The sequence below is a fragment of the Rhodococcus rhodochrous genome (assembly GCF_900187265.1).
GTDB classification, from domain to species: domain Bacteria; phylum Actinomycetota; class Actinomycetes; order Mycobacteriales; family Mycobacteriaceae; genus Rhodococcus; species Rhodococcus rhodochrous.
Genome location: NZ_LT906450.1, coordinates 4,278,541 through 4,304,114, shown reverse-complemented (window position 1 = coordinate 4,304,114; position 25,574 = coordinate 4,278,541). Strand labels below are relative to the sequence as shown.

Here is a 25,574-nt window from a genome sequence, read left to right as displayed (position 1 = left end):
GTCCTGCCTCACCACTGGTGCGCGACGTCCAGCACCACCCGCGAACCGCTACCGGGACCGTCGAGGGTGAACACCCGGAACGGCAGCCGGGCCCGTACCCCGACACCGAGGGTGGTCTGGCCTTCGAAACTGTTGGCCCACGCCACCTGTCGCAGGGTGCGGTATCCGCTCACGTCGACGACCTCGCGCCGGTTCGCCGGTACGTAGTAGGCGGGCGCGAGGACGACCACCTGGAGGTAGGCGCCTCCGCGCAGCGGAACCTCGAACCCGGATCCGTCCTCGTGGACGGCGGGGACGTAGCCGACGCGGTACCCCGCGGCCGGTCCGGCGAGATCGACGACGATCCGGTCGAAGCACTCGTGCCGTCCCGCCCGCACGGCGGTGAACGGTGAGGCGACCATCGTCGGGTTCACCTTGTCCAGCGAACCCCAGTGGATGCCGCAATAGGGCGTTGCGGCCGACGCGGTCGGGCCCGTCAGCCCGATCCCCGCGATGACGACGATCATCGCGAGCCACACGTGAATCCTGCTCATGTCCGTTCCTCTGTGTGTGGCTGATGATGGATCATCGCAAGAAGTGTGATCTGCGTTACATATGAGGGTCGGGACGCTCCTCGACGAGATCCTCGAAGGTCGTCTCCTTCAGCGACTCGAGGACCGGGGCGACCAGACGGTCGAGCATCGACGAGAACACTTCTGTACCGGCGAGTTCCCGCACCCCCAGCTCACCCGACGTCACCTGCTCGACGAGCTTCGCGAAGGCCGGGTCGCCCGTGGCGTCGGCGATCGACCGCAATGACGTGACGATCTCGCGGGACAGGGTGGCATCGCCGCGCGCGACGTCGACGACGATCTCGGGTTCGTCCATGTCTTCTCGATTTCTGTGCGGCACCGTGGTGCTTAGACTGCGGGGAGGGTGGGGATCTCGATGTTCTCGATCTGTGTGAGGTGACCGACGAGCAATCCCATGGATCCCTGGACGGTCGTCCATACGGCGGTGTGGATGCTCATCGCTCGGCTCCACGAATCGGCGATGAGCTTGAGTTCCCGCAGTGAGGTGCCCGCCACCACCACGGAGGCGATGGCGCCGACCCCGGTCGCGCCGACGACACCCGCCGCGGCCCACTTGACGAGGGCGATGATTGCGGCATCCGTTATGACGGAGAGAATTTCGGCGAAGGCCTGGTTCAGTTCGTACATGGCCAGGGCTACCTGTTCGAGTTGCCTACCGATGCCGTGGACGGCCTGCGCCTGCTCGTCGAGAACGGCCGCGAGATCGGTGAGGTACAACCCTGCGGCGTGTGCGGCCGACCCACTCCAGGGGGCGACCGTGCCGTGGACCTCCTCGACGGCGGTCGCGTACTCGCGGTGGAAGGTGGCGAGTCTGTCGACAGCATCGCTCGCGCGCAGCACTGTCGCCCAATCCCCGGCGTAGTACTGGGCAGCCCATGCCCACGGATCGGTACCCACCACGAACTTGCACAGTTCGGCGACGTAGAAGCTCGGGGAGAGGTAGTACAAGCCGAGGGTGCGTTCGAGCAGGTCCGGTATGGGATCGGAGGCGGTGGGTTCGACAAGCGCTTCATCGGGACGGGCGCTCACCAGCCGACGTCCGGGTTCGTGCGCTCGAACTGTGTCGAAGTGGCGACTTCGGTGTCCTCGTACGTCCGTGCGGATTCGGTCATCGCCGTCGCAGCCCGGTCGGTGGCCACGCCCAGTTCCCCGTAGAGCGAGGTCAGCCGGGAGCGGACGGTATGCACACGCTCGGCGACGTCGAGGAAGACGAACCCCCCGATCTCGGGTGCCGTCAGCCATCGGTCTACGTAGCGGCGCGCGCTGTCGGCCTGATCGGCCAGATCCTGCAGATCGCGTGCCGCTGTGCGCAGATCGTCGGGATCCACGTGTAGATACGGTTGTGTCAAGACATCCCCCCTGTCGTGATCGGACGAGAGTGTAGGGCATGGCGACGCGCCTCCAGACGGCCCGCTACAGTGCTCGGCGTGAAACATGGGGGGATCACGAAATCGGACCGTGCACATGTGCGTTTCGAGTTGAAGTGCCGCGACGACGTGAAGTCGGCGCCGGATGGAGCATCGAACCCCCTGCTGACCGTGAAGGATCCACTTCCGCCCTTGTGTCCCGTGCACGGTGTGCCGGAGATCGAACGAGTGAGGACATGGGTCACCACGAGCCGGAAGGTTCGGCACACCCGTGGTCAAATTCGGATCCTCGGCACCGAGGCCGGAGCTCAGGCGAGCACCTGGCGCGCCCGCGCACAGCACGTACCGCGCCACATCTCGTTCGACGTGCCGATGTGTGCGCGCTGTGTGCGGGTGGATCGGGTGGCGCGATGGGCGATCAAGTTGTTCCTGTTTGCCGGGTTGTTCTGTCTGCTCGCCGTGGTGAATATGGCGATCATCGGGTTGGGGCGTGAACATCCCGGCGTGGCGACACTGCTGGTGTTCGGTGCCATTCTCGTTCCGACCCCGGCGATCTTCGTCAGACAGATGCGTCAGGGCTGGTGGGGTTTCGAGGCTCCGATCGACGGGTCGGCCCTCGTTGTCGCGTACGCCCACCCGAATTTCGTGGCCGAGACGGAGAGGCGACGCGGCCGATAGATCCTCGGCTTTCGCCGGGGAGTGCGGCCTGACATACTCCCTCGCATGGTGAACGGGGACGCCCAGCGGGTCGAGGTGCGGTTGGCAGTCGAATATCCGGGCTCGGGAGCGACGAGCACGCTCGGAGACGGTTCGATGCGACCGATCGATCCCATCCCCCCGATCTGCCCGCGCCACGGAGAGCCCGAGACCGGACGTGTCCGGGTGACGGTCGCGGCCGACGCGTCGGAGCCCCGCCAGGGATCGAACCGGTTCGGTTCGGCGCTCGAGGCCGCCTACACGGTGCAGGTCGCCGCGGTGGACTGGCCTGTGTGCGCTCGCTGCGTCGCCGTCCGCACGCGGTGGCAGATCGCCGCCGCCGCGACCTGCACGGTCCTCGGCGTCATCTTCCTCGCGCTGGTGTTCGCGCTCGTGCAGGGCGCTCCCAAGATCTACGGTCTCGCGCTGCTCAGTGTCTTCGGTCTGTCGTTCCTCCCGATCTACGTCGCCCTGCGGGTGCTCGAACCGAAGCGGGCGTCGCTGGGAATGTCCGTGGCCGAGGACGGTTCGGAACTCGTCATCTCGCAGGCGCATCCGGAGTTCGCGCGGGCGGTCGCGGCGCAGCGGATGTAGCCACCGTTTCCCTTCTCCTGCGGCGTTGACTTCCCGACCGGCCGGTTCATACTCGAACCGGGGGTCGATCGTCTCGTTTCACAGGCAGGAGAGTGCCGTGAAGATCGAACATTCCACTCCGGCGTCCACCTCGGAACTCGGTTCGGAGGAGAAGAGGGCTCTCGCCGTGCGGTCCATGATGATCATGGTCGACGGTGACCGCAGCGTCTTCGAGGAGGTGGTGTCCGCCGATGCGGTCAACCACGAGGCGAAGGACGAACCGCCGGCCGCGAGAGCGCCGGGGCCCGAGGGTTTCTTCGCGACTGCACTGTGGTTGCGCGAGGCCTTCGCGGACCTGAGGTTCGAGGTGAGGCACGTCGTGGAGGAGGACGGTCTCGTCGTCGTCGACTCCGTCATGTCGGCCCGGCACGAAGGTCCGTTCGTGACCTACGACGAGTACGGGCGCGTCGATCAGGTGTTCGCGCCCACGGGGAAGCGGTTCTCGGTGCGGCAGACCCATTGGCTGCGGGTGGCCGACGGCAAGGTGGTCGAGCACTGGGCCGTACGCGACGATCTCGGAATGGCGAAGCAGGCCGGATGGGTGCCACCGAACCCCATCTCGCTGACGCGGAACGTTCTCGCAGCACGGAAGCTGCGCAAGCAGATCAGAGCGGGTCGAAGCTGATGTTCTGACGCGGGGTGCCTGCCGCCGACAACGCGTACAGCGTCGTGCGGATCATCGACGGCGACCCGGCGATCTGGATCTGACGGTCGGCCCACGTGCCGAACTGCCCGGCGACCTTACCGAGCTTGCCGTACATCGGCCGGTTGAGGCCGGTGGGCGGTTCCTTCACAGGAACCGGGTGCCACCAAGGGTTCTCCTTCTCCTCGAGCACCGGCACGATGGTCAGCCACGGGTTGGTCGTGGCGATCTGCCACAGCGTCTCGAGGTCGTACAGGTCGCACGGATACTTGCCGCCGTAGAACAGGTGGACGCGCGGGTTGTCGCCGCGCATCGCCATCTCCATGATCTGGGCGCGCATGGGGGCGAGTCCGGTACCGGACGCGATCATCAGCACGTCCTGGCCGCTCTCGCGGTCGACGTGCAGGCCACCGAGCGGTGGGCCGATCGTCCATCGGTCACCGACGGCGGTCTCGCCGACGAGCGCCGGGCTCACCCATCCGGTGGAGACCCGTCGGACGTGGAATTCGATCTGCCCGTACGGATTCGGAGGGATCGCCGCGGACAGGTACCGCCACATGTGCGGGCGCTGCGGGATCTGCACGCTCATGTACTGGCCGGCGTAATAGGGGATCGGGCTGTCGGCCTCGAGCCGGATGATCGCCAGATCGGGGAGCACGCGTTCGTGGCCGACGACGGTGGCCCCCCACGAGGCGGGCAGGTCGTCGGTGGCCGCGGCGGTCGCCATCGTATCGACGACCCCGTCGACGACCTCGGCCCAGGTGCGCTCGAGCGCGGCCGTCCACAGGATCAGGGGAGTGCACTCGCGGACCGCGGCGAGCAGTGCGTTGCCCGCGACGCGGTAGTGCAGCGGCTCGACCCCGTACTTCCGGTGGTCGCGCGCGAGCTGGGCGAGGAACCTGTCGACGGTGCCGGGCTCGTGGAGACGGGCGACGACCCAGCCGACCGCGGTCGCGAAACGCTGCCGCATCGACTCCATGCCGGCGGGGAACAGTGAGCGGATGCCGGTGGACTCGCTCCACATGGCGTTGTAGAACGCCGTCGCGAACCGTTCGGCTCCGGTGGGGGTGGCGATGATCGACGCGAAGCTGAGCTGAACCCGGGCGATGGCGAAAGCCTCCACGCCATCCTCCCTGTATCCGTGCTGCGCGAACGCCGCCACTGTAGTCGGTTGCAGGGCGCCCGGCCACTGACCGCCGGGTCCGTCACAGTCTGCAAGCGGTTTGTGTTCAGAGTCACTACACTCAGGAAAGTTGAGTGGAACAAACTCAACTTATGATCCGTTGAAGAATTCGACATCACCGAGACCTGCCCGGTGCAGGGAATCGGGTGCAGAATCGACATGGGGCACTCGCCTGCGCGGGAGTGCACCGAGAAAGAAAGGGGCGCGCAGTGGACTCGTTCAATCCGACGACCAAGACCCAGGCCGCACTCACCGCTGCACTTCAGTCGGCGTCCACTGCGGGCAACCCGGAAATCCGTCCGGCACACCTGCTCGTGGCACTGCTCGACCAGACCGACGGCATCGCCGGCCCGCTGCTCGAAGCGGTGGGCGTCGACCCGGCCGCGGTCCGCAGGGAAGCCGAGGACCTCGTCCGTCGTCTTCCGCAGACCAGCGGGGCGACCACCACACCGCAGCTCGGGCGTGAGGCGATCGCGGCCATGACTGCGGCACAGAAACTCGCCACCGAACTCACCGACGAATTCGTCTCCACCGAGCACGTCCTCGTCGGCCTCGCCGGTGGCGACTCCGATGTCGCGAAGCTGCTCGCCGGGCGCGGCGCAACGCCGACCGCCCTGCGCGACGCCTTCACGACCGTCCGCGGCAACCGCCGCGTGACCTCCGCCGATCCCGAGGCCAGCTACCAGGCCCTGGAGAAGTACTCCACCGATCTGACGGCGCGGGCGCGCGAAGGCAAGCTCGACCCGGTCATCGGTCGCGACAACGAGATCCGCCGTGTCGTCCAGGTGCTCTCCCGCAGGACCAAGAACAACCCGGTTCTCATCGGTGAGCCGGGTGTCGGTAAGACCGCCATCGTCGAGGGCCTCGCCCAGCGCATCGTCGCCGGGGACGTGCCCGAGTCGCTGCGCGGCAAGACCGTCATCTCGCTCGACCTCGGCTCGATGGTCGCGGGCGCGAAGTACCGCGGCGAGTTCGAGGAACGCCTCAAGGCCGTGCTCGACGAGATCAAGGAATCGGCCGGGCAGATCATCACCTTCATCGACGAGCTCCACACCATCGTCGGTGCGGGCGCGACGGGCGAGTCGGCGATGGATGCCGGCAACATGATCAAGCCGATGCTCGCCCGCGGTGAGTTGCGGCTGGTCGGTGCCACGACCCTCGACGAGTACCGCAAGTACATCGAGAAGGACGCGGCTCTCGAACGTCGCTTCCAGCAGGTTCTGGTGGGGGAGCCGAGTGTCGAGGACACCGTCGGCATCCTGCGCGGCCTCAAGGAGCGCTACGAGGTGCACCACGGCGTGCGCATCACCGACTCCGCGCTCGTCGCGGCGGCGACGCTGTCCGACCGGTACATCACCTCGCGCTTCCTGCCCGACAAGGCCATCGACCTCGTCGACGAGGCGGCTTCGCGCCTGCGGATGGAGATCGATTCGCGTCCCGAGGAGATCGACAGCGTCGAACGCATCGTCCGTCGCCTCGAGATCGAGGAGATGGCGTTGCAGAAGGAGAGCGACGAGGCCTCGAAGGAACGCCTCGAGAAGCTGCGCGCCGAACTCGCCGACGAGCGGGAGAAGCTCAACCAGCTCACGACGCGCTGGCAGAACGAGAAGACCGCGATCGACTCCGTGCGGGAGATCAAGGAACAGCTCGAATCCCTGCGCGGTGAGGAGGAACGCGCCGAACGCGACGGCGACCTCGGCAAGGCCGCCGAGCTGCGCTACGGCCGCATCCCCGAGCTGGAGAAGAAGCTCGAGGCGGCAGCCGCCGCGTCGGGTGCCACCGCCGGTGGCGACCTGATGCTCAAGGAGGAGGTCGGCCCGGACGACGTCGCCGACGTCGTCGCGGCATGGACCGGCATCCCCGCCGGGCGCATGCTCGAGGGCGAGACCGCCAAGCTGCTGCGGATGGAGGACGAACTGCGCAAGCGGGTCGTCGGCCAGGACGTCGCGGTGCAGGCCGTCTCCGACGCGGTGCGTCGTGCGCGTGCCGGTGTCGCCGACCCTAACCGTCCGACGGGGTCGTTCCTGTTCCTCGGCCCGACCGGTGTCGGTAAGACGGAGCTGGCGAAGGCACTCGCGGACTTCCTGTTCGACGACGAACGCGCCATGGTGCGGATCGACATGTCCGAGTACAGCGAGAAGCACTCGGTGGCACGGCTCGTCGGTGCGCCTCCGGGCTACGTCGGCTACGAGGCCGGCGGCCAGCTGACCGAGGCCGTGCGGCGCCGCCCCTACACGGTGGTGCTGTTCGACGAGGTCGAGAAGGCACACCCGGACGTCTTCGACACGCTGTTGCAGGTGCTCGACGACGGTCGTCTCACCGACGGCCAGGGACGCACGGTCGACTTCCGCAACACCATCCTGATCCTCACGTCGAACCTCGGTGCGGGTGGCGACAAGGAACAGGTGATGGCGGCGGTGCGGGCGGCGTTCAAGCCGGAGTTCATCAACCGGCTCGACGACGTCGTGATCTTCGACCCGCTCTCGGAGGAGCAGCTCGAGAAGATCGTCGACATCCAGCTCGACCAGTTCGCCGACCGCATGTCGGCGCGGCGACTGACGCTGGACGTCTCCGGTACCGCCCGGTTCTGGCTGGCGGTGCGCGGCTACGACCCGCAGTACGGTGCACGTCCGTTGCGTCGCCTGATCCAGCAATCCGTCGGCGACCAGCTCGCCAAGAAGCTGCTCGCCGGTGAGATCAAGGACGGCGACACCGTCCACGTGGGCGTCAGCGAGGACGGCGACCACCTGGTGATCAGCGCCTGACGGCGCCCCGTGCGCGGCCTCGGCGGCAGGAGCCGCCGGGGCCGCGCACGCCTACTCTGGAAGGCGCTATGACGAATCCCCAGGAGCCGCGCACCCCGCAGGAACGGGCCTACGCACTCGACGAGTCGTCGAACGGGACGGACGACGACGCGACCCGCGTGCTGCACACCGACGACCCGACCGAGGCGTACGGGCGGCCGGTCACCGACCCGACGGTCGCGTACACCCGCTACGAGCAGTGGGGCGCGCAGGGGAGCGAGTACCAGCCCACGCAGGCCTACCCCGCGCCCCAGGTCCATCCGTCTCAGCAGCCGTATCCTCCCCAGCCGGGCTACCCGCCCCCGCACGGCTATCAGCCCACGCAGGTGCTCCCCGGTTACGACCCCCGCAATCCGCAGACGGCGATGAACCCGGGACCGGGCACACCGGGGCAGGGGATACCGGGGCAGCCACCGACGGGCCCGGTGCCCGGCGCGGATGCCGGGAAGCCACGCGGCCCTCGCTGGGGACTGATCGCGCTCGCCGCGGTGGTCCTCATCGCGCTCGGCGGCACCATCGGGTTCCTGCTCAGCCGACCCGACGACTCCACCTCGCGGGTCGCGTCGGATCGCGCCCCGGCCACCGTCGCGCCCCCGCCGACGGCGACTCTCCCGCCGGCACCCGAACCGACCACACCGGGGCTGCCCCTCGACCGGATCCCGGGCGGACTCGGCGAGGTCATGGGCGACGCGGGCGCGGTCGTGGGCACGATCACCGCGAACGACGGCGGCAGCATCACCCTCGGTGTCATCGGTGGTTCGACGGTCACCGTCGTCCTCACGCCCGACACCGAGATCATCACCCTGACCGGCAACACCGCCGACAGCCTCGAGGTCGGCGCGACCGCCGTGGCGACCGGCAGCGCCGTCGAGCAGGGGCGGATGACCGCCCAGACCGTCGTCAGCGCGTCCCTCCCATCCTTCGGTGGTTCGGGCCGCTGACCCGCTAGGCTGACTCGACGATGACTGTCATGTGGTTCTCTCTGGCCGCGGTCGCACTGCTGGGTGCGGTCGCGCTGCTCTACGTCGACCGGACGCGGCGGGAGCAGTCGGGTCGTATCCGGGAGATCTGGGCCAAGGCGCAGGGTTACAAGTACACCTCCGCCGAGGACCACCTGCCGTCCACCTGGCACCGCGCGGCGCTCGCCAAGCAGGAATATCTCGGCGCGATCGACATCGTCCGCGGGGTTCGCCGCGGCGAGGAGTTCGTCCTGTTCGACATCGAGGAGACCGCGACGATCATCGCGGTCCGCCGCAAGGTCGGCTCCGACGTCGACATCGACCTGCGCCTCAAGTCGACGCCGCCGCCGAAGGATCCCGACATGAACCTGCTCGGTTCGATCGGGCCGCGCATCGTCTTCGCCACCGACCTCGAGATCGCGCGTCGCGTGTGCGATCAGCGGATGGTCGCGTTCACCGAATCCATCCCCGATCACGTGCAGATGCTGTGGAGCGAGGGCGAGTGGACGCTCGGCTCGATCCCCATCGGCAGCACCGGACGCGAATGGGACTCGGCCATCGAGACCGTCGCGCGGCTGTCCGGCATCCTCCACGTGCTGCCACCCGTTGTCGAACCCGAGGAACTCGACCGGGGTTCGCAGGATCCGGGACGCCCCTCCGCTCGTCACTGAGGCGAACGCCGAGAATTGTCACTGAGGCGAACGCCGAGAAGCGGTCACTGAGGCGAACGCCGAGAAGCAGTCACTGCGGGGAACGCCGAGAGGTGGTCGCGCACGCCGCGTGTCGTTAGTGTGGCGGCCATGACTTCCGCCCGCCCCGTCGCGCTCGTGACCGGACCCACCTCGGGAATCGGCGCGGGTTTCGCCCGCACCCTCGCGAGTCGCGGTTACGACCTCGTGCTCGTCGCCCGCACCCGTCCCGCCCTCGACGAACTCGCCGCCGAGCTGAAGCAGAAGTTCGGGGCGGCATCGGAGATCATCGTCGCCGACCTGGCGACGGCCGACGGTCGCGATCTCGTCGTCGAGCGCCTCGGCCGCGGCGTCGACATGCTCGTCAACAACGCCGGCTTCGGCACGACCGGCGAGTTCTGGACCGCCGATCCGGCCCTGTTGCACGCGCAGCTCGATGTCAACGTCACCTCGGTCGTCGCGTTCACACGCGCCGCGCTCCCGTCGATGATCGAGGCGGGCAGGGGTGACATCGTCAATGTCGCGAGCGTGGCCGGTCTGCTTCCCGGGCGCGGTTCCACCTACTCCGGCAGCAAGGCCTACGTCGTGTCGTTCACCGAAGGACTGGCGGGCGGTCTCACCGGCACGGGCGTGCGGGTGCAGGCACTGTGCCCCGGCTTCGTGCGCACCGAGTTCCACCAGCGTGCCGGGATCGACATGTCGTCCACCCCGAACCTGATGTGGCTCGACGTCGACGAGGTGGTGCGCACCTCGCTCGCCGACCTGGACAAGGGCAAGGTCCGCAGCATCCCCGGGCTGCAGTACAAGGTGCTCGCGACGGCGGGACGACTGGTGCCGCAGAACCTCGTGCGGAAGCTGACGAACACCTTCGGCAACGGTCGCGGCCGCACCTGATCGTCGCCGGACGAACTGACGGCGGGCGTTGCCAGATCACGGTACGGATACACCGCGCAGGACACGCCGGGTGCAGTCTTCGACGCGATCCGTGCGCTCGGTACATTTCTGCGCGTGACGTCTGTGGCTGTGGTGCTCTGTGTTGCTGTCGTGGTTGCGGTGGTGCTGTGGTTGCGCGCAGGCGTGCGCCGCCTTCGGACGCTGCAGCAACGCCACCGGGAGAGCCTGCGCCTGCTCCTCCACGAACTCGACGACCGCTACGATCTCGTGCCCGCGCTCATCGCGGCGTCGGCCGGTGCAGGCGTCGAACGTGAGCACATCCGGCCCGTCGTCGGCGCCCGGTCGCTCGCCATCGGCGTGCGCGACCAGCGTCTCGGGCTCACCGAACGCGCCGGCGCGGAGAACGCGCTGTCCGCGACGCTGCACGAGCTGATCGGTGGACTCGAAGGGGTCAACCACTGGCCGTTCATCCGGGTCGCCCGGGAACTGCAGACCCGCGAACAGCGCATCGCCGGCGCCGTCCGCGTGCACAACGACCTCGGCGGCGCCCTGAACACCGCCGTCGGCCGATTCCCCACCTCGTTGTTCGCGAAGCTCGCGGCCGTCGGCCCGGTCGTGCTGTTCGAGGCGCCCGCACCCGTCACCGCATCCGGACCGGCCCGCAGGCCCGAGACCGTCGAGGCGGACACCGAAACCGCGGTCGTCGCGAGCGACGTCCGGCCGGAGTCCGAGGCGACCTCCGACACCGTCGCTGCCTGATCTGCGACCCACAGCGACTAGGCTCGTTCCCCGACACGAGCGCGACCGCACCGGCGTCGCGCCGCCGAACGACGGGTGAGGACGCAATGAGTGACCGCGACGAACTGGCAGCACTGGTACGCGAGCTGGCGGTGGTACACGGCCGCGTGACCCTGTCGTCCGGTAAGGAAGCCGACTACTACGTCGACCTGCGCCGCGCGACCCTGCACCACGAGGCCGGCCCGCTCATCGGCAAGCTGCTGCGCGAGCTCGTCTCCGACTGGGACTTCGACGCCGTCGGCGGCCTGACCATGGGTGCCGACCCGGTCGCCCTCGCCGTCATGCACGCCCCCGGCCGGCCCATCGACGCGTTCGTCGTCCGCAAGGCCGCCAAGGCCCACGGCATGCAGCGGCAGATCGAGGGACCGGACGTCACCGGCAAGCGCGTGCTCGTCGTCGAGGACACCACCACCACCGGCAACTCGCCGCTCACCGCCGTCAAGGCGCTGCGCGAGGCCGGCGCGATCGTCGTGGGTGTCGCGACCGTCGTCGACCGCGCGACCGGCGCCGACGAGGTCATCGCCGCCGAGGGCGTCGAGTACCGTTCCCTGCTCGGCCTCGCCGACCTGGGTCTGGACGACAAGTAGCCGCGTGGAGGCGCGGGTCCGGCAGACCGTCACGCATCTCGCGGATGGCCGGGAGCTGATCTACTTCGACGACACCGAGCCGTTCGTCTCCGGTGCCGCGACCCGCGACCTCCACGACCGCCGCGACCTGCCGCCGGTCGCGGCGACCTCCGAGATGCGCCGCGACCCGCTGACGGGGGAGTGGGTCACCTTCGCGGCGCACCGGATGGACCGCACCTTCCTGCCGTCGGCCGTCGACTGCCCGCTGTGTCCGAGCAGGGCCGGTGCGTGCACCGAGATCCCGGCCGACGACTACGACGTCGTTGTCTTCGAGAACCGTTTCCCGTCGCTCGGGGCGCCGTCGGCCGGTGAGGATCTCGTCGACGGCGACGGTCTGTGGCCGCGGCGACCGGCGACCGGCCGCTGCGAGGTCGTCGCGTTCACCCCCGACCACGACGCCCGGTTCGCCGACCTCTCGGCGTCCCGGGCGCGCACCGTCATCGATGCGCTCGCCGCCCGCACCGCCGCGCTGTCGCAGCGACCTGATGTCGAGCAGGTCTTCTGCTTCGAGAACCGCGGCGTGGAAATCGGTGTGACACTGCAGCATCCGCACGGACAGATCTACGCCTACCCGTTCGTCCCACCGCGCTCGCAGGCCCTGCTCGACCGCGCCCGCGAGCATCGCCGGCGGACCGGCAGGTCGCTGCAGGGCGACATCCTGGACGCCGAACGACGCGCGGGCACCCGACTCGTGTTCGCCGGCGACGCCTGGTCGGCCTATGTTCCCGCCGCGGCACGCTGGCCTGTCGAGGTGCACCTCGTCCCGCATCGCGAGGTCCCTGATCTCGCGGCCCTCGACGAACACGAACGCGACGAACTCGCCGGCATCCAGTGCGACCTGCTCGGCCGTGTCGACCGGTTCTTTCCCGGTGTCGACCGCGCTCCCTACATCGCCGCCTGGCACCAGGCGCCGGTCGGTGCACCCCGCGGGGACGTGCGATTGTTCTGCCAGATCTTCTCGTTGCGGCGGGCCCCGGACAAGCTGAAATATCTCGCCGGATCCGAATCCGCGATGGGCGCGTGGATCAGCGACACCACCCCCGAACGGATCGCCGAACGCCTGCGCGAGGTGGCGCCATGACACTCGCGGAGACCGCCCGCGCACGGTTCACGGCCGAGTTCGGCACCGACCCCGAGGGCTGCTGGTGCGCGCCCGGGCGCGTCAATCTCATCGGCGAGCACGTCGACTACGCCGGAGGTCTGTGCCTGCCGATGGCGATCCCGCAGGTCACCGTCGTCGCTGTACGCCGCCGCTCCGATCATCTGCTGCGCGTGCGCAGTTCCGGTTTCGACGACGTCGATCTCGATCTGCGCGACCGGCACGCCGACGGCTGGGTGGCCTACGTCGCCGGCGTGATCTGGACGCTCGACCCGCCGGGATTCACCGGGGCGGACATCGCGGTCGCGTCGGACGTGCCGGTCGGAGCGGGACTCTCGTCGTCCGCGGCACTCGAGACATCGGTTGCGGTGGCACTCGCCGACCTGTGCGGGCTGCCCCTCGACGACGACGGCCGTGATCGACTCGCCGCGGCGTGCGTGCGCGCGGAGAACGACTACGCCGGTGCTCCCACCGGTGGGCTCGACCAGCGGATCGCCCTCCACGCCCGTCCGGGCCACGCGCTGCTCCTCGACTTCGCCGACGGCAGCAGCGAACACATCCCGTTCGACGCGCAAGCCCGAGGACTGACCGTGCTGGTCGTCGACACCGGCACCGGACACGAGCTCGCCGACGGGCAGTACGGGCAGCGCCGCCGTGAGGTCGAGGACGCCACTCGACTCCTCGGCGTGGAGAGCCTGCGCGACGCCTCGTCGGCGGACCCGATCGACGATCCCGTCCTGCGTCGCCGCGCCCGGCACGTGATCGGCGAGATCGCCCGGGTCCGGGAGGCCGCGGAGTTGTTGCGGGCAGGGCGGATCCGGGATCTCGGACCATTGCTCGATGCGTCGCACCGCTCGTTGCGCGACGACTTCGAGGTCAGCTGCCTCGAGCTCGACACCGCCGTCGATGCGGCCGTCGGCGCCGGTGCACTCGGTGCCCGGATGGTGGGCGGCGGTTTCGGCGGGTCGGCGATCGCGCTGTGCGAGGACGACCGCGTCGACCCGGTGCGGCAGGCCGTCGCCGATGCCGCTGCGCGTCGCGGCCTTCCGGCGCCGACCTTCCTGCGCGCCACGGCGTCCGGCGGTGCGCGCCGCTGCTGATGCCTGCCGGGTACTGTGCGCGCATGGGTTGGTTCAGTCGCAAGAGGTGGGGCGTCGAGCACGCGGTGTTCGCGGCGGCATCGGCTGCCACGGTCGTCGGTGGGGTGTCGGGTAACGAGAAGCTGCAGCGGATCGCCAAACCGCTCATCGCACCGGCGCTCGCCGTGCGGGTGCTGCGTCGCTCCCGTGACACCGATCGCGCCGATACCGCGCTGATGGTCGCGGGTCTCGCAGCCGCCACCCTCGGCGACATCGCCATGATCCGCTCCGACGAGGACCGTCGGATCCTGAGCGGTGCAGCCTGTTTCGGTGTCATGCAGACCGCCTACTCGAGCATCCTCGTCCGGCGTGGTGCGCGGGTGTCGAAGCCGGTCGCGGTGCAGCGTGCCGGTGCGCTGGCCGGTGCGGCCGGTCTGCTCGCCGCCCGCAGCCGCTCGGTGGCCGCGCCGCTGGCCGGATACGGTGCCCTGCTCGCCACCACCGCGACGCTCGCCGGAGATCCCGCCCTCGCGCCCGCTGCGCGCGTGCGCGCGGGGCTGGCCGTGCCGGACACCGATCGGCGCAGTTGGCTCGGTCTCGGTGGTCTGATCTTCACGCTGTCCGACGGATCGATCGTGGTGCGCCGCACCCTGCTGAAGGACGAGAAGTCCCGTGCGGCAGCGGAAGGATTCGTGCTGACCACCTACGCCGTGGCCCAGCTGCTGCTCGTGGAAGGGCTTCTCGCTCTCACGAGCCGGAAGGGTTAGGGGTAGAGGACGATCCGGTCGCGGTCGAGGGGGTCCACCCAGATGCTCACGACCTCGCCGGCGACGTAGCGGTGCAGGTCGCGGCGGTCGACCTCGTAGACGACCGTGCCGCGATAGGGCTCCGAGCCGGGCACCGTGAGCTCGAGGTCGAGCCGGGTCAGTTGACCGGTCGAGGTCAGATCGAGCGGTGTCGCGGAACGGATGGTCGCCCATCCCTCGTAGCCCTCGCGTTCGATGCGACGCATGACCTCCGATCGGCGACCCGCGAGCGCCATCGACAGGCCGAGCACGGTGCCGTACAGGCAGACGAGGAAGACCACCTGGAAACCCTCGGTGCCGGGTTCGGAGATCGGCAGGAACAGGTTCATCCACAACGCGAGAACGACGACATATCCCACGGTGACGAACGCGACGGTGGCGACGATACGACGATTCACAACTCCTCCGATTCCAGCCTATCCCCGCTCTACCCCGTCGGGTCCCGCCCGCGATTAGGGTGATGCCATGTCTGCTCCCAGCGTGGTGATCACCGGAGCCGCCGCCGGTATCGGCCGCTCCACAGCCCTGCTCTTCGCCCGTCACGGTTACCGCGTCGGTGCCTTCGACATCGACACCGCCGGGCTCGCGAGCCTCGCCGAGGAGGGCGCCTCGATCACCGCGGGACGGATCGTCACCGGTTCCCTCGACGTCACCGACACCGCCGCGTGGACCCGCGTGCTCGAGGAATTCTGCACCGACGGCCGCCTCGACGTCCTCGTCAACAACGCCGGGCTGCTGTCCTCCGGACCGTTCGAGGAGATCCCGGTGAGCCGCCATCGCCGGATCGTCGAGGTCAACGTCACCGGTGTCCTCCTCGGCTGCCATGCGGCCTTCCCGTACCTCCGCGACACCCCCGGTGCGCAGATCGTCAACATGTGCTCGGCATCGGCGCTCTACGGACAGCCCGAGCTCGCCACCTACAGCGCCACCAAGTTCGCGGTGCGCGGCCTGACCGAAGCACTCGAACTCGAGTGGGCACGCCACGACATCAAGGTCCAGGCGATGTGGCCGCTGTTCGTCGACACGAACATGGTCGACGGGATGGACATCGGCTCGCGACGCTCCCTGGGCGTGAACCTCGGCGCCGACGACGTCGCCCGCGCGGTGTTCGACGCGACCCGCCCCACCCGGCGTTCGGGCCGGGTGCACCGGCCCGTCGGACGGCAGGCAACCGTGCTCGCCACACTCGCCCAGGTGTCGCCCGGATGGATGAATCGCCTGGTCAACCGGCGCCTGACCGGCCACTGACACCGCTCGATAGAGTGACACCCGCACGTCGTCGGGAAGGGTGTTGCGTGAGAATTCGGATGTGGCCGGTCGCAGTCGTCGCGGGTGCGGCACTGTTCGTCGCAGGATGCGGAGGCTCCGCGGACGGGCCGGAAGCCGACTCCGGAGCGACGTCGACGACGACCTCGGCGACTGCCTCGACGACCTCCTCCACGACGGTCGCCCCGAGTACCACCGAGGAGACGACCCCGTCGACGACCGAACCGGCTCCCGAGCCGGAGACCTCCACGGAGGAACCTGCTCCGCTCGCGCAGGTCGAGTACCAGCGCAACGAGTCGTACTACTTCAGCAGCCCCGACGGCACCTTCGAATGCGGCATCGTCCGGCTGCCCACCCGCACCGAGGCGGGCTGTGAGGGACCGACCGATCCGATCCCGCCGCGCCCCGAGGACTGCATGGTCAACTGGGGACTCGGCATCCGCGTGCAGGACTCCGGTGAAGGGGAGTTCGTGTGCTCCGGCGGACCGGTCTACCTCTCGCCCGACGGGGCGAGCCCCGCGCTGCCGCCCGGATCGCCGCTGTCACAGCTCGGTTACACGTGCGCCACCACCGCAGCCGACGTGACCTGCACCAACGACGCCACCGGTCACGGTTTCCGCGTCGCGGCAGGATCGAACGAGACGTTCTGACGGTGACCGACACGCATTCCGAACCGGCCGTCGAGGACGCCGCGGGCCCCACCGAGTGGGGCGAGCACCCGCACGGCGTCGGACCGTGGATCGAGGAATTCGGCACCGAGCCGCCGACCGACCCGCGCTACGACCCGGAGCTGCTCGCCAACGGCGACCGGCGCAACGTCGTCGACGCCTACCGCTACTGGAACCGCGAGGCGATCGTCGCGGACATCGACCGTCGCAGGCACCCGCTGCACGTGGCCATCGAGAACTTCGCCCACGACGCGAACATCGGGACGGTCGTCCGCACCGCCAACGCGTTCGCCGTGGGCACCGTGCACATCGTCGGACGACGCCGGTGGAACCGGCGCGGAGCGATGGTCACCGATCGCTACCAGCACCTGCTCCACCACCCCGACGTCGACGCGCTCGTCGCGTGGGCGGCCGAACAGGACCTCGAGATCGTGGCGGTGGACAACACCCCCGGCTCGGTCCGGTTGGAGACGGCGACCCTGCCGCACCGCTGCCTGCTGCTGTTCGGGCAGGAGGGTCCCGGCGTCACCGAAGCGGCCCGCAACGTCGCGTCGATGACGGTCTCCATCGCCCAGTTCGGCTCCACCCGATCCATCAACGCGGGTGTCGCCGCGGGGATCGCGATGCACGCGTGGATCAGGCAGCACGCCGATTTCTCGGACGCCTGGTAACACCTGCCCCGCATTCCGGGATGAAAGTCGCGCGGACCGTCGTCGGGACGGCCGCCGGTCGGGCAGTGTGGAGGGTGATGAACACCGCAGCAGGACAGCGTTCGGACGGAGTCGAAGCCGCCCGGTGGTCGCAGCGGGCCGACGCCGCAGAGGGTGCGATCGTCTCGCGGCACATCCGTCGTCTCTGGGCCCTGCCCGGCACCGCGCTCGGGGTGGTCGGATGGCCCGCCGTCCGACGTGAGCGACTGTTCCTCTCCTGGCACTACTGGTGGCAGGCGCACCTGATCGACACCGCCGTCGACGCCGCCGAGCGCGACGCCACACCGCGTCGCCGGCGCCGCGTCGTGCGGCTCGCCCGCACCCACCGCATCCGCAACCTCACCGGCTGGACCAACAACTACTACGACGACATGGCGTGGCTCGGCCTGTCGCTGGAACGGGCCGAACGGCATCTCTACGTCGACCACCGCGGTGCGATCGCGACCCTCGTCGACGAGCTCCTCGACGCCTGGCAACCCGAACGCGGCGGCGGCATCCCGTGGCGTCGCCGGGACAACTTCTTCAACGCCCCCGCGAACGGTCCCGCGGCGCTGCTGCTCGCCCGCACCGGCAAGGTCTACCGCGCCGAGGAGATGGCCGACTGGATCCACGACGTGCTGCTCGACCCCGAGACGGGTCTCGTCCTGGACGGCATCCGCGACGGCGTGCACGAACGCGCGATCTACAGCTACTGCCAGGGTGTGACGCTCGGTCTCGAGACCGAACTCGCCCTGCAGCTCGACGACCCCCGGCATCGCCGCAGGGTCCACGCGCTTGTCGCCGCAGTCGACGACCACCTCACCGAACGCAGTGTCGTCACCGGCGGGGGAGGGGGCGACGGGGGACTGTTCAACGGGATCCTGGCCCGCTACCTCGCGATGGTCGCCACGACACTGCCCGTCGTCGACGGCGACGACATCCGTGCCCGCAACGTCGCGGCACGGATCGTGCTGGCGTCGGCGGAGGCCGCCTGGGAGAACCGGCTGCAGGTCGAGGAACTGCCCGTCTTCGGCCGCGACTGGTCGAAGCAGGCGCGGCTCCCGGGCCTGGGCACCTCGGTCGCGCGGTTCGCGGGCGGCACCGTCCGTGAGTCGGCCGTCGCCGAACGCGACATGTCGGTGCAACTCGGTGGGTGGATGCTCATGGAGGCCGCCTACGCTGTCGCCGCGTCGCGGTCCTGAAACGGAAGAAGGTGGATCCCGGCCCGTTCGTTCGACGGGCGGAATCCACCTTCTGCGGTGTGAGGGCCGTTCCTACTTGCTCTCGATGCGGTTGATCGGCATCGTCGCGGGCTCGGCCTCGGCGGCCGGCGCCTCACCGTTCTTGGCCGCACGACGCGAGCTGAGCACGCGCTTGCCGACCTCGGTGATGATCGGGATCACCGAGACGAACACGATGCCCAGGAAGATGATGTCGATGTTGTCGGCGATGAAGGTGATCTGGCCGAGCAGGTAGCCGAGCAGCGTCACACCCGCGCCCCACACGATGCCGCCCAGGACGTTGTAGACGATGAACACGCGGTAGGGCATCTTCGCGGCGCCCGCGACGAGCGGGGCGTAGGTGCGCACGATCGGCACGAAGCGTGCCAGGAAGATCATCGCGGGACCGTGGCGCAGGAAGAACTGGTGCGCCTCGTCGATGTAGGCCTGCTTGAAGAGCTTCGCATCGGGTTTGAACAGCTTGGTGCCGCCCTTCGCGCCGATGAGATAACCGACCTGGTCGCCGAGGACGGCCGCGATCGGGATCGTCACCATCAGCACCCACAGAGGGGCGAACGGCTCGACCTCCGCCGACTTGGCCGCTGCGATCAGACCCGCGGTGAACAGCAGAGAGTCGCCCGGGAGCAGCGGAAACAGCAGTCCGGACTCGATGAACACCACGAGCAGCAGCCCGATGAGCATCCAGGTTCCGAACGAATTGAGCAGATTGACCGGATCCAGAAACCCCGGCATCAGGGCCAGATTGGTCACGGACTCCGAGGCTTCGAACACAGTCACGCGGTCCAGGGTACCGGCGGGGTCCACCTCACCCCGAATCCCGGCATCGGGCGCGGGACGGCCCGAGTATCGAGGAGACGTGTCACTTGACATACTGCAGGGACAACCCGGGCACCCACCACATCCCGGTGGGATGCCGATCGACTCTCATCTGGAGGACAGCCGCTGTGCCTATCGCGACTCCCGAGGTCTACGCCGAGATGATCGCCCGCGCGAAGGAGAACTCCTTTGCGTTCCCGGCCATCAACTGCACCTCGTCCGAAACGATCAACGCCGCCATCAAGGGCTTTGCGGACGCCGGCAGCGACGGCATCATCCAGTTCTCGACCGGTGGCGCCGAGTTCGGCTCGGGCCTGGGCGTGAAGGACATGGTCACCGGTGCCGTCGCACTCGCCGAGTTCGCTCACGTCGTCGCGGAGAAGTACGACGTGACCATCGCCCTGCACACCGACCACTGCCCGAAGGACAAGCTCGACGGCTTCGTCCGTCCGCTCATCGCGATCTCGCAGGAGCGCGTGAACAACGGTCAGAACCCGCTGTTCCAGTCGCACATGTGGGACGGCTCGGCCATCCCGATCGACGAGAACCTCGAGATCGCGCAGGATCTCCTCGCCGCCGCCAAGGCCGCGAAGATCATCCTCGAGATCGAGATCGGCGTCGTCGGCGGTGAAGAGGACGGCGTCGAGAACGCCATCAACGACAAGCTCTACACCACCGTCGAGGACTTCGAGAAGACCGTCGACGCGCTCGGCGCCGACAAGGGCCAGTACCTGCTCGCCGCGACCTTCGGCAACGTCCACGGCGTCTACAAGCCGGGCAACGTCAAGCTCAAGCCGTCCGTCCTCGCCGAGGGCCAGGCCGCCGCGTCGAAGAAGCTGGGTCTGCCCGAGGGTTCGAAGCCGTTCGACCTCGTCTTCCACGGTGGTTCGGGTTCGCTGAAGTCGGAGATCGACGAGGCGCTGAGCTACGGCGTGGTGAAGATGAACGTCGACACCGACACGCAGTACGCGTTCACCCGTCCGATCGCGGGACACATGTTCACCAACTACGACGGTGTTCTCAAGATCGACGGCGAGGTCGGCAACAAGAAGACCTACGACCCGCGCAGCTACCTCAAGAAGGCCGAGGCGTCCATGACGCAGCGTGTCATCGAGGCCTGCAACGACCTCAGGTCGGCGGGACGCTCGGTCTCGGCCAAGTAGGACCCACCGATACCCGAAGGGCGCCGACGGCAACGTCGGCGCCCTTCGTCGTCCCCGGGGTGTGCAGAAATCGTCGCGACACGCCGAGGACGATCGACGGTTTCTGCGCACTCGTCGCTGCCGTTGTCCCGTTTATTCGCTGCAGACCTTCCACTGCTCACCGTCGAGCATGAGGTCGAAGGTGCGGTCGGTGACGTCGTCGGGATTGTTCACCGTGTGCGCGGTGACCTGCGCGATGGCGGTGCCGTCGGTGATCTGGATGCGGTCGACGCTCGTCACCACCGGGATCTCGCCCTGCTCGACGGCGAGCCGGTGGATGTCGCGGAAATTCTCCGGATCGACCGTCTCGTAGAAGTCGGAGAGCGCCCCGCAGGTCGACTCCCGCAGGGTCGGGAGGTCGCCCGATTCGAGCGCTCCGACGAAGGTGTCGATGCTCGAGCGGATCCGGCTCTCAGGGGAGTTGTCGGCGCGGTCCTTCATGAACACGAACACCCCGGCCGCGACGATCGCGACGACCACCAGCACGGCTGCCGCTCCGGCGGCGATCAGCCAGCGTCCGCGGCTCTTGTCGCGGGCCGGCGGGATGCGCGTCGGCGTGGGCTGGACGGCGACGCGGGCGGGTTCGGGCTGCACCGGCGGTTCCTCACCGCGGGGCACGATTCGCTGCGGCGGCGCCTTGGGTACGTGGCTGCGAACCGGGATCTGCACCGTGGGCGCATCGGCGGCGGAGGCGGCGTCGGATTCGGGCGTGGGTTCCGATTCGGGTTCGGCGGCCGGGCGGGACCCGGTGTTCTCGGGGTCGACGACGGGAAGCGCCACGGTCTCGTCCGTGGTGATGCTCTCGTCCGAAGCCTGCTTCGGTTCGTCGGCCTGCTTCGGTTCGTCGGCCTGCTCCGGCTCGTCGCTGCTCGCGACGGTGTCGGAGGGCTGGGGAGCGTCCGGGAGTTCTGGAGCGTCCTGGGGTTCGGGAGTTCCGGACGGCTCGACGGTTTCGGAACTCTCGGGGGAGGCGTCGACCTCGCTGCTCGCGTCCACATCAGCGGACGCCGCCTCGGTGGTCGGCTCGGTGACCTGCTCCGCCGGCTCGTCGGCCTCCTCGGCCACTGCTTCCTCAGGCGCCGCCTTCTCGGCCGTCGCCGGCTCGACGGCGGGTTCGTTCTCCGTGCTCTCGCCCGGTGTTTCGACAGATGGGGTCGTCGAAGTCTGCTCGGGTGACTCTTCGTTCTTCGGGTCCGACAACGTGCTGCACCTCGCTCGACGGCCTGCGGTTACCCGGGGACTCTATCGAGCCTTCATGACGGAAGGGCAGAATGACCCCATGACGTCTTTCGGTGATCTTCTCGGACCGCAGCCCACCCTTCTCCCCGGCGACGACGACGCGGAGTCGGCCCTGCTGAACAACGAGGACCCGGCGAAGGTCGCAGCCGACCATCCCACCGCCTCGATCGCATGGGCGTACCTCGCCGAGGCCGCACTCGACAGTGGCGAGACGATCCAGGCCTACGCCTACGCCCGCACCGGATACCACCGCGGCCTCGACCAGCTGCGCCGCAACGGATGGAAGGGTTTCGGTCCCGTGCCCTACAGCCACGAACCCAACCGCGGTTTCCTGCGCTGCGTCGCCGTGCTGGCCCGGGCCGCCCGGACCATCGGGGAGTCGGACGAGCACGCCCGCTGCCTGGACCTGCTCGAGGACTGCGACCCGCGGGCAGCGGAAGAACTCGGCGTCGAATAGACGCCCGTACATGTCTGTATCGAACAGACTGTCCGCGGCGACCCGGCGTCGACCCACGCGTCGAGGAGCTCGTAAGCGCCTGACCGACTCGTTCGAACGGCTGCGCTCATCGGCGCTGCCGATCGTGCAGTGCGCGTTGGCGGCGGGCCTTGCGTGGTGGGTCGCGAAGGATCTGGTCGGGCACCAACAGCCCTTCTTCGCGCCCATCGCGGCAGTCGTCTCCCTCGGACTCGGGCTCGGCGCCCGGTTGCGGCGTTCCGTCGAACTCGTCTGCGGTGTGACCGTCGGGATCGGTGTGGGCGACCTGCTCGTGTCGCTGATCGGCAGCGGACCGTGGCAGATCGCCCTCGTCGTGACGATCGCGATGAGTACGGCGGTCGCGTTGAACAGCGGCCCGATCTTCGCGATGCAGGCCGGGAACTCTGCAGTGCTTGTGGCGACACTGCTGCCACCCGGCGGTACCGGTGGGCCCGATCGCATGGTCGACGCCCTGATCGGTGGTCTCACCGGAATCGCGGTCGTCGCCATGATCCCCACCCATCCGGTGCGGCGTGCCCGGCGCAACGCCGCCGAGGTCCTCGCGACGGCGAGCGAGGTCCTGAGGAAGGTCGAGACCGGGCTCGTCGAGAACAACCCGAAACCGATCGAGGACGCCCTCAAACAGGCACGAGCCACTCAGCCTGCGATCGACACGATGCGGACCCACCTCAAGGGTGGCCGGGAGATCAGCCGGATCTCGCCGCTCTACTGGAACAGCCGGGGCAGACTCGCAGTGCTCACCGCCGCGGCCGATCCCATCGACCACGCGATGCGCAACATCCGGGTGCTCGCGCGCCGGTCCCTGACCCTCGTTCGCGACGACGAGATCCTCGACCCGCGGCTCGTGCAGCGTTTCGCCGAGGTGGCCGATGCGGTGGACGTGCTCCGCGCGATGGTTCTCGCCGAGCCGGGGGAGCAACCCGACCAGGCCGAGGCCGCGCGCGTGCTGCGCAGCATCGCCAAGAAGATGGATCCCGACCTCATCGCCGGGGCGGGAGTCTCGGCGACGGTGGTGTTCGCGCAGATGAGGTCGCTGATCGTCGACCTGCTGCAGACCGCCGGACTCAAGCGGATCACCGCGATCGCGACCCTTCCTCCCACCGTCGAACATCCGGCCTACGACCCGGACGAATAGACCTCTCCGACCCCGCCGGGCACGTCGCCGTTGAAACATATGCGCATTCGTGCATACGATGGCCCGAAGTTCGGAGAGGGAGTTCGATGGGTTCGGGTCACGGGCACTCACACGGCGTCGGCCACGGTCACGGTCAGGGCGCCGGTCCCACGCGTGCCGTCATCCGGCGCATGGCCTTCGCGCTGGGCATCCTCGGAGCGTTCTTCGTACTCGAGGCGCTCGTCGGTCTCCTGATCGGCTCCCTCGCCCTGCTCGCCGACGCGGGCCACATGCTCACCGACGTCGTCGGGGTGTCCATGGGCATGGTCGCCCTCATCCTCGCCCGACGAGGGAGCAGCGCGGCGTCGCGCACCTTCGGGTGGCACCGCGCCGAAGTCCTCACCGCGATGGTCAACGCGGTGCTGCTGCTCGGCGTCGCCGGCTGGGTCTTCTACGAGGCGATCAATCGCATCGGCGACGCCCCCGAACTTCCCGGCCTGCCCATGATCATCACCGCCCTCGCGGGACTGGCCGCCAACATCGTCGTGATGCTCATGCTCCGGGCCGACGCGAAGGACAGCATCGCGGTGCGCGGTGCCTACATGGAAGTGCTGGCCGACGCCGTCGGATCCGTCGGGGTCCTCATCGCGGGCGCACTCGTCATGATCTTCGGGTGGAGCCTGGCCGACGTCGTCGTCGGTGTGCTCATCTCCCTGTGGGTCGTGCCGCGCGCCCTGCGACTGGCCGCCGAGTCGCTGCGCATCCTCACGCAGACCTCGCCCGCGCATCTCGACGTCGATCTCCTGCGCACCGACCTGCTCGCGCTGCCCGGCGTGTGCGGCGTGCACGACCTGCACGTGTGGACGCTGACCACCGGCATGGACGTCGCCACCGTGCATCTCGTCAGCGACCACGACCCGCAGTGGATCCTCGACTCGGCGCGCACCGCGCTGTCGTCGCACGGACTCGAGCACGCCACCGTCCAGGTGGAGTCGACGGTCGACGGCAAGCAGTGCGAGAAGGACGTCACCTGGTAGCTCACCGCGCGAATCGGTTCGGACGCAACGTCCACCGATCCGGCCCACCGTAGAGCCGAACGACGTCGAGCGGTCCCACGTCGACCCTGCGGAACGACGATGCCGGAGCGTCGAGGGCGCACACCGTTGCGGCCCGCACGACCGCCGGGTGTGTCACCACCCCGACACGTTCGTAGCCGTCGTCCCGTGCAGCCAGCCAGGTGCCGACCCTGCGGATGAGGTCCTCGACGGACTCGCCGCCGTGCGGTGCTGCCGCCGGCTCGGTCAGCCACATCGCCAGGTCGCTCTCGGGCAGTTCGTCCAACCCCGCCCCGCACCACATGCCGTAGTCGAGCTCGCGCAGTGCCGGGTCGATCTCGGCGAGGAGACCGAAGGCGTGCACCGTGTCGACCGCGCGTCGCTCCGGTGCACACACCCACCGGTCGACGACCGGCACGGTGACGCGTCCGAGTTCGCGTCGGCCTCGTTCGGAGATCGGCTCGTCGCACGGGAATCGGGCCTTTTCCGTCGCACGCGTGGAAGCGTGTGCGACGAAGAACAATCGGGTCACGGCAGGTGCGTCCTCTCCGCTTGACATCGCAGACCGCGCGGTGCGAAGGTTCGTCGGTAAAGATGTGCCGAGGTGTAGGCAATCCGGTGGGAAACCGGAGCGGTCGCGCCACTGTAACCGGAGACGTCGAAATCTCCGGAAGCCAGAAAACTCCCGCGGCGCATGACGGAATCGAATGGGACGCGAAATCCCAGGAGGATTGTCATGGCTGTTGTCCATACCCCCGACGAGTCGCTCGGCTCCGCCGCACTCGCAGTCGCTCTCGCCGCAGTGATCGTCGCGGCATTTCTCGTTCTCTACCTGGTCGGATTCGATCAGGGCGCGATCTCGCGCACCGGCATGTTCATGCACGAGTTGATGCACGACGGCCGGCACCTCCTCGGTCTCCCGTGCCATTGAGAACGGGGA

30 protein-coding genes and 1 riboswitch are annotated in these 25,574 nt (G+C 68.8%); of the genes, 21 read left to right on the top strand and 9 right to left on the bottom strand.

What is annotated here, in order from left to right:
* Positions 1-8 precede the first annotated feature (8 nt).
* The 4 genes from CKW34_RS19735 to CKW34_RS19720 are packed head-to-tail and all read right to left on the bottom strand — an operon-like array spanning position 9 to position 1,900.
* The gene (locus tag CKW34_RS19735; protein ID WP_026061274.1) at positions 9-533 is read right to left on the bottom strand and encodes an AMIN-like domain-containing (lipo)protein; all 525 of its coding nucleotides are present in this window, start codon (positions 531-533) and stop codon (positions 9-11) included.
* Between the two features lie 55 nt (positions 534-588).
* Positions 589-867, bottom strand: coding sequence for a hypothetical protein (locus CKW34_RS19730; RefSeq protein WP_059384651.1), 279 nt, complete (start codon positions 865-867; stop codon positions 589-591).
* 32 nt (positions 868-899) lie between these two features.
* Positions 900-1,601 (bottom strand): hypothetical protein, encoded by a 702-nt coding sequence (locus CKW34_RS19725; protein ID WP_006553011.1) that lies wholly within the window; start codon positions 1,599-1,601, stop codon positions 900-902.
* Positions 1,598-1,900: a hypothetical protein gene (locus CKW34_RS19720; protein ID WP_006553010.1), complete on the bottom strand. Its 303-nt coding sequence runs from the start codon at positions 1,898-1,900 to the stop codon at positions 1,598-1,600. The genes CKW34_RS19725 and CKW34_RS19720 overlap by 4 nt, the downstream gene beginning before the upstream one ends.
* Positions 1,901-2,038: 138 nt before the next feature.
* On the opposite strand from CKW34_RS19720, the gene CKW34_RS19715 reads away from it, so the two are divergent.
* The 3 genes from CKW34_RS19715 to CKW34_RS19705 all read left to right on the top strand — a co-directional run bounded on the left by CKW34_RS19715 (position 2,039) and on the right by CKW34_RS19705 (position 3,893).
* Complete coding sequence (locus tag CKW34_RS19715; RefSeq protein WP_059384650.1) at positions 2,039-2,617, top strand: hypothetical protein; 579 nt, start codon at positions 2,039-2,041, stop codon at positions 2,615-2,617.
* A gap of 45 nt (positions 2,618-2,662) precedes the next feature.
* Entirely contained in the window at positions 2,663-3,229 is a 567-nt protein-coding gene (locus CKW34_RS19710; protein WP_006553007.1) for a hypothetical protein, read from the top strand.
* Positions 3,230-3,326: 97 nt separating this feature from the next.
* Positions 3,327-3,893 (top strand): ester cyclase, encoded by a 567-nt coding sequence (locus CKW34_RS19705; RefSeq protein WP_039585569.1) that lies wholly within the window; start codon positions 3,327-3,329, stop codon positions 3,891-3,893.
* Here the strand turns inward: CKW34_RS19705 and CKW34_RS19700 are convergent.
* Complete coding sequence (locus tag CKW34_RS19700; protein ID WP_059384663.1) at positions 3,874-5,034, bottom strand: FAD-binding oxidoreductase; 1,161 nt, start codon at positions 5,032-5,034, stop codon at positions 3,874-3,876. The two genes, CKW34_RS19705 and CKW34_RS19700, sit on opposite strands and share 20 nt — an antisense overlap.
* Before the next feature lie 269 nt (positions 5,035-5,303).
* Between CKW34_RS19700 and clpB the strand changes: the two genes are divergently transcribed.
* From clpB to CKW34_RS19655, 9 genes are all read left to right on the top strand, one after another.
* Positions 5,304-7,859, top strand: coding sequence for an ATP-dependent chaperone ClpB (clpB, locus tag CKW34_RS19695; protein ID WP_059384649.1), 2,556 nt, complete (start codon positions 5,304-5,306; stop codon positions 7,857-7,859).
* 68 nt (positions 7,860-7,927) lie between these two features.
* Positions 7,928-8,839, top strand: a complete 912-nt coding sequence (locus tag CKW34_RS19690) for a hypothetical protein (RefSeq protein ID WP_059384648.1) — start codon at positions 7,928-7,930, stop codon at positions 8,837-8,839.
* 29 nt (positions 8,840-8,868) lie between these two features.
* The gene (locus tag CKW34_RS19685) at positions 8,869-9,528 is read left to right on the top strand and encodes a type III secretion system chaperone family protein (protein ID WP_016691486.1); all 660 of its coding nucleotides are present in this window, start codon (positions 8,869-8,871) and stop codon (positions 9,526-9,528) included.
* 129 nt (positions 9,529-9,657) lie between these two features.
* A complete protein-coding gene (locus CKW34_RS19680) occupies positions 9,658-10,440 on the top strand; it encodes an SDR family NAD(P)-dependent oxidoreductase (RefSeq protein ID WP_059384647.1) in 783 nt (260 codons plus the stop codon).
* A 159-nt stretch (positions 10,441-10,599) separates the two neighbouring features.
* Positions 10,600-11,199: a LemA family protein gene (locus CKW34_RS19675; protein WP_059384646.1), complete on the top strand. Its 600-nt coding sequence runs from the start codon at positions 10,600-10,602 to the stop codon at positions 11,197-11,199.
* An 86-nt stretch (positions 11,200-11,285) separates the two neighbouring features.
* On the top strand, positions 11,286-11,825 hold the full coding sequence (gene pyrE, locus CKW34_RS19670; protein ID WP_059384645.1) for an orotate phosphoribosyltransferase: 540 nt from the start codon (positions 11,286-11,288) through the stop codon (positions 11,823-11,825).
* 4 nt (positions 11,826-11,829) lie between these two features.
* Positions 11,830-12,945 carry a galactose-1-phosphate uridylyltransferase gene (gene galT, locus CKW34_RS19665; protein WP_059384644.1) on the top strand — a complete coding sequence of 372 codons (1,116 nt, stop codon included), beginning with the start codon at positions 11,830-11,832 and terminating at the stop codon, positions 12,943-12,945.
* The gene (galK, locus tag CKW34_RS19660) at positions 12,942-14,063 is read left to right on the top strand and encodes a galactokinase (RefSeq protein WP_059384643.1); all 1,122 of its coding nucleotides are present in this window, start codon (positions 12,942-12,944) and stop codon (positions 14,061-14,063) included. Before galT ends, galK begins: the two co-directional genes overlap by 4 nt.
* Positions 14,064-14,086: 23 nt before the next feature.
* The gene (locus CKW34_RS19655; RefSeq protein WP_059384642.1) at positions 14,087-14,809 is read left to right on the top strand and encodes a lysoplasmalogenase family protein; all 723 of its coding nucleotides are present in this window, start codon (positions 14,087-14,089) and stop codon (positions 14,807-14,809) included.
* On the opposite strand, the gene CKW34_RS19650 is transcribed toward CKW34_RS19655, so the two are convergent.
* Positions 14,806-15,246, bottom strand: coding sequence for a hypothetical protein (locus CKW34_RS19650; protein ID WP_059384641.1), 441 nt, complete (start codon positions 15,244-15,246; stop codon positions 14,806-14,808). The genes CKW34_RS19655 and CKW34_RS19650 overlap by 4 nt on opposite strands.
* A 67-nt stretch (positions 15,247-15,313) precedes the next feature.
* On the opposite strand from CKW34_RS19650, the gene CKW34_RS19645 reads away from it, so the two are divergent.
* The 4 genes from CKW34_RS19645 (at position 15,314) to CKW34_RS19630 (ending at position 18,673) form a co-directional block, all read left to right on the top strand.
* Positions 15,314-16,096 carry an SDR family oxidoreductase gene (locus CKW34_RS19645; protein WP_059384640.1) on the top strand — a complete coding sequence of 261 codons (783 nt, stop codon included), beginning with the start codon at positions 15,314-15,316 and terminating at the stop codon, positions 16,094-16,096.
* 59 nt (positions 16,097-16,155) lie between these two features.
* Positions 16,156-16,764 (top strand): hypothetical protein, encoded by a 609-nt coding sequence (locus tag CKW34_RS19640; RefSeq protein ID WP_059384639.1) that lies wholly within the window; start codon positions 16,156-16,158, stop codon positions 16,762-16,764.
* 2 nt (positions 16,765-16,766) lie between these two features.
* A complete protein-coding gene (locus CKW34_RS19635) occupies positions 16,767-17,453 on the top strand; it encodes a TrmH family RNA methyltransferase (protein ID WP_059384638.1) in 687 nt (228 codons plus the stop codon).
* Between the two features lie 77 nt (positions 17,454-17,530).
* Positions 17,531-18,673, top strand: a complete 1,143-nt coding sequence (locus CKW34_RS19630; RefSeq protein ID WP_059384662.1) for a glycoside hydrolase family 76 protein — start codon at positions 17,531-17,533, stop codon at positions 18,671-18,673.
* A gap of 72 nt (positions 18,674-18,745) precedes the next feature.
* Here the strand turns inward: CKW34_RS19630 and CKW34_RS19625 are convergent, their stop codons facing one another.
* Complete coding sequence (locus tag CKW34_RS19625) at positions 18,746-19,444, bottom strand: VTT domain-containing protein (protein WP_095092104.1); 699 nt, start codon at positions 19,442-19,444, stop codon at positions 18,746-18,748.
* 212 nt (positions 19,445-19,656) lie between these two features.
* Between CKW34_RS19625 and fbaA the strand changes: the two genes are divergently transcribed.
* Positions 19,657-20,691, top strand: a complete 1,035-nt coding sequence (gene fbaA / locus CKW34_RS19620; protein ID WP_059384636.1) for a class II fructose-bisphosphate aldolase — start codon at positions 19,657-19,659, stop codon at positions 20,689-20,691.
* 132 nt (positions 20,692-20,823) lie between these two features.
* Here the strand turns inward: fbaA and CKW34_RS19615 are convergent, their stop codons facing one another.
* The gene (locus tag CKW34_RS19615; RefSeq protein ID WP_059384635.1) at positions 20,824-21,930 is read right to left on the bottom strand and encodes an Rv0361 family membrane protein; all 1,107 of its coding nucleotides are present in this window, start codon (positions 21,928-21,930) and stop codon (positions 20,824-20,826) included.
* A 79-nt stretch (positions 21,931-22,009) separates the two neighbouring features.
* On the opposite strand from CKW34_RS19615, the gene CKW34_RS19610 reads away from it, so the two are divergent.
* From CKW34_RS19610 to CKW34_RS19600, 3 genes are all read left to right on the top strand, one after another.
* Positions 22,010-22,426, top strand: a complete 417-nt coding sequence (locus CKW34_RS19610) for a DUF3151 domain-containing protein (RefSeq protein WP_006552986.1) — start codon at positions 22,010-22,012, stop codon at positions 22,424-22,426.
* Between the two features lie 10 nt (positions 22,427-22,436).
* Positions 22,437-23,600: an FUSC family protein gene (locus CKW34_RS19605; protein WP_174479686.1), complete on the top strand. Its 1,164-nt coding sequence runs from the start codon at positions 22,437-22,439 to the stop codon at positions 23,598-23,600.
* Positions 23,601-23,686: 86 nt separating this feature from the next.
* Positions 23,687-24,616 carry a cation diffusion facilitator family transporter gene (locus CKW34_RS19600; protein WP_059384634.1) on the top strand — a complete coding sequence of 310 codons (930 nt, stop codon included), beginning with the start codon at positions 23,687-23,689 and terminating at the stop codon, positions 24,614-24,616.
* A 1-nt stretch (position 24,617) separates the two neighbouring features.
* Here the strand turns inward: CKW34_RS19600 and CKW34_RS19595 are convergent, their stop codons facing one another.
* Positions 24,618-25,166, bottom strand: coding sequence for a histidine phosphatase family protein (locus CKW34_RS19595; RefSeq protein ID WP_064059936.1), 549 nt, complete (start codon positions 25,164-25,166; stop codon positions 24,618-24,620).
* Between the two features lie 53 nt (positions 25,167-25,219).
* A riboswitch (cobalamin riboswitch) is annotated at positions 25,220-25,338 on the top strand.
* 32 nt (positions 25,339-25,370) lie between these two features.
* On the opposite strand from CKW34_RS19595, the gene CKW34_RS19590 reads away from it, so the two are divergent.
* Positions 25,371-25,565 (top strand): CbtB domain-containing protein, encoded by a 195-nt coding sequence (locus CKW34_RS19590; protein ID WP_006552982.1) that lies wholly within the window; start codon positions 25,371-25,373, stop codon positions 25,563-25,565.
* Positions 25,566-25,574: the final 9 nt, after the last annotated feature.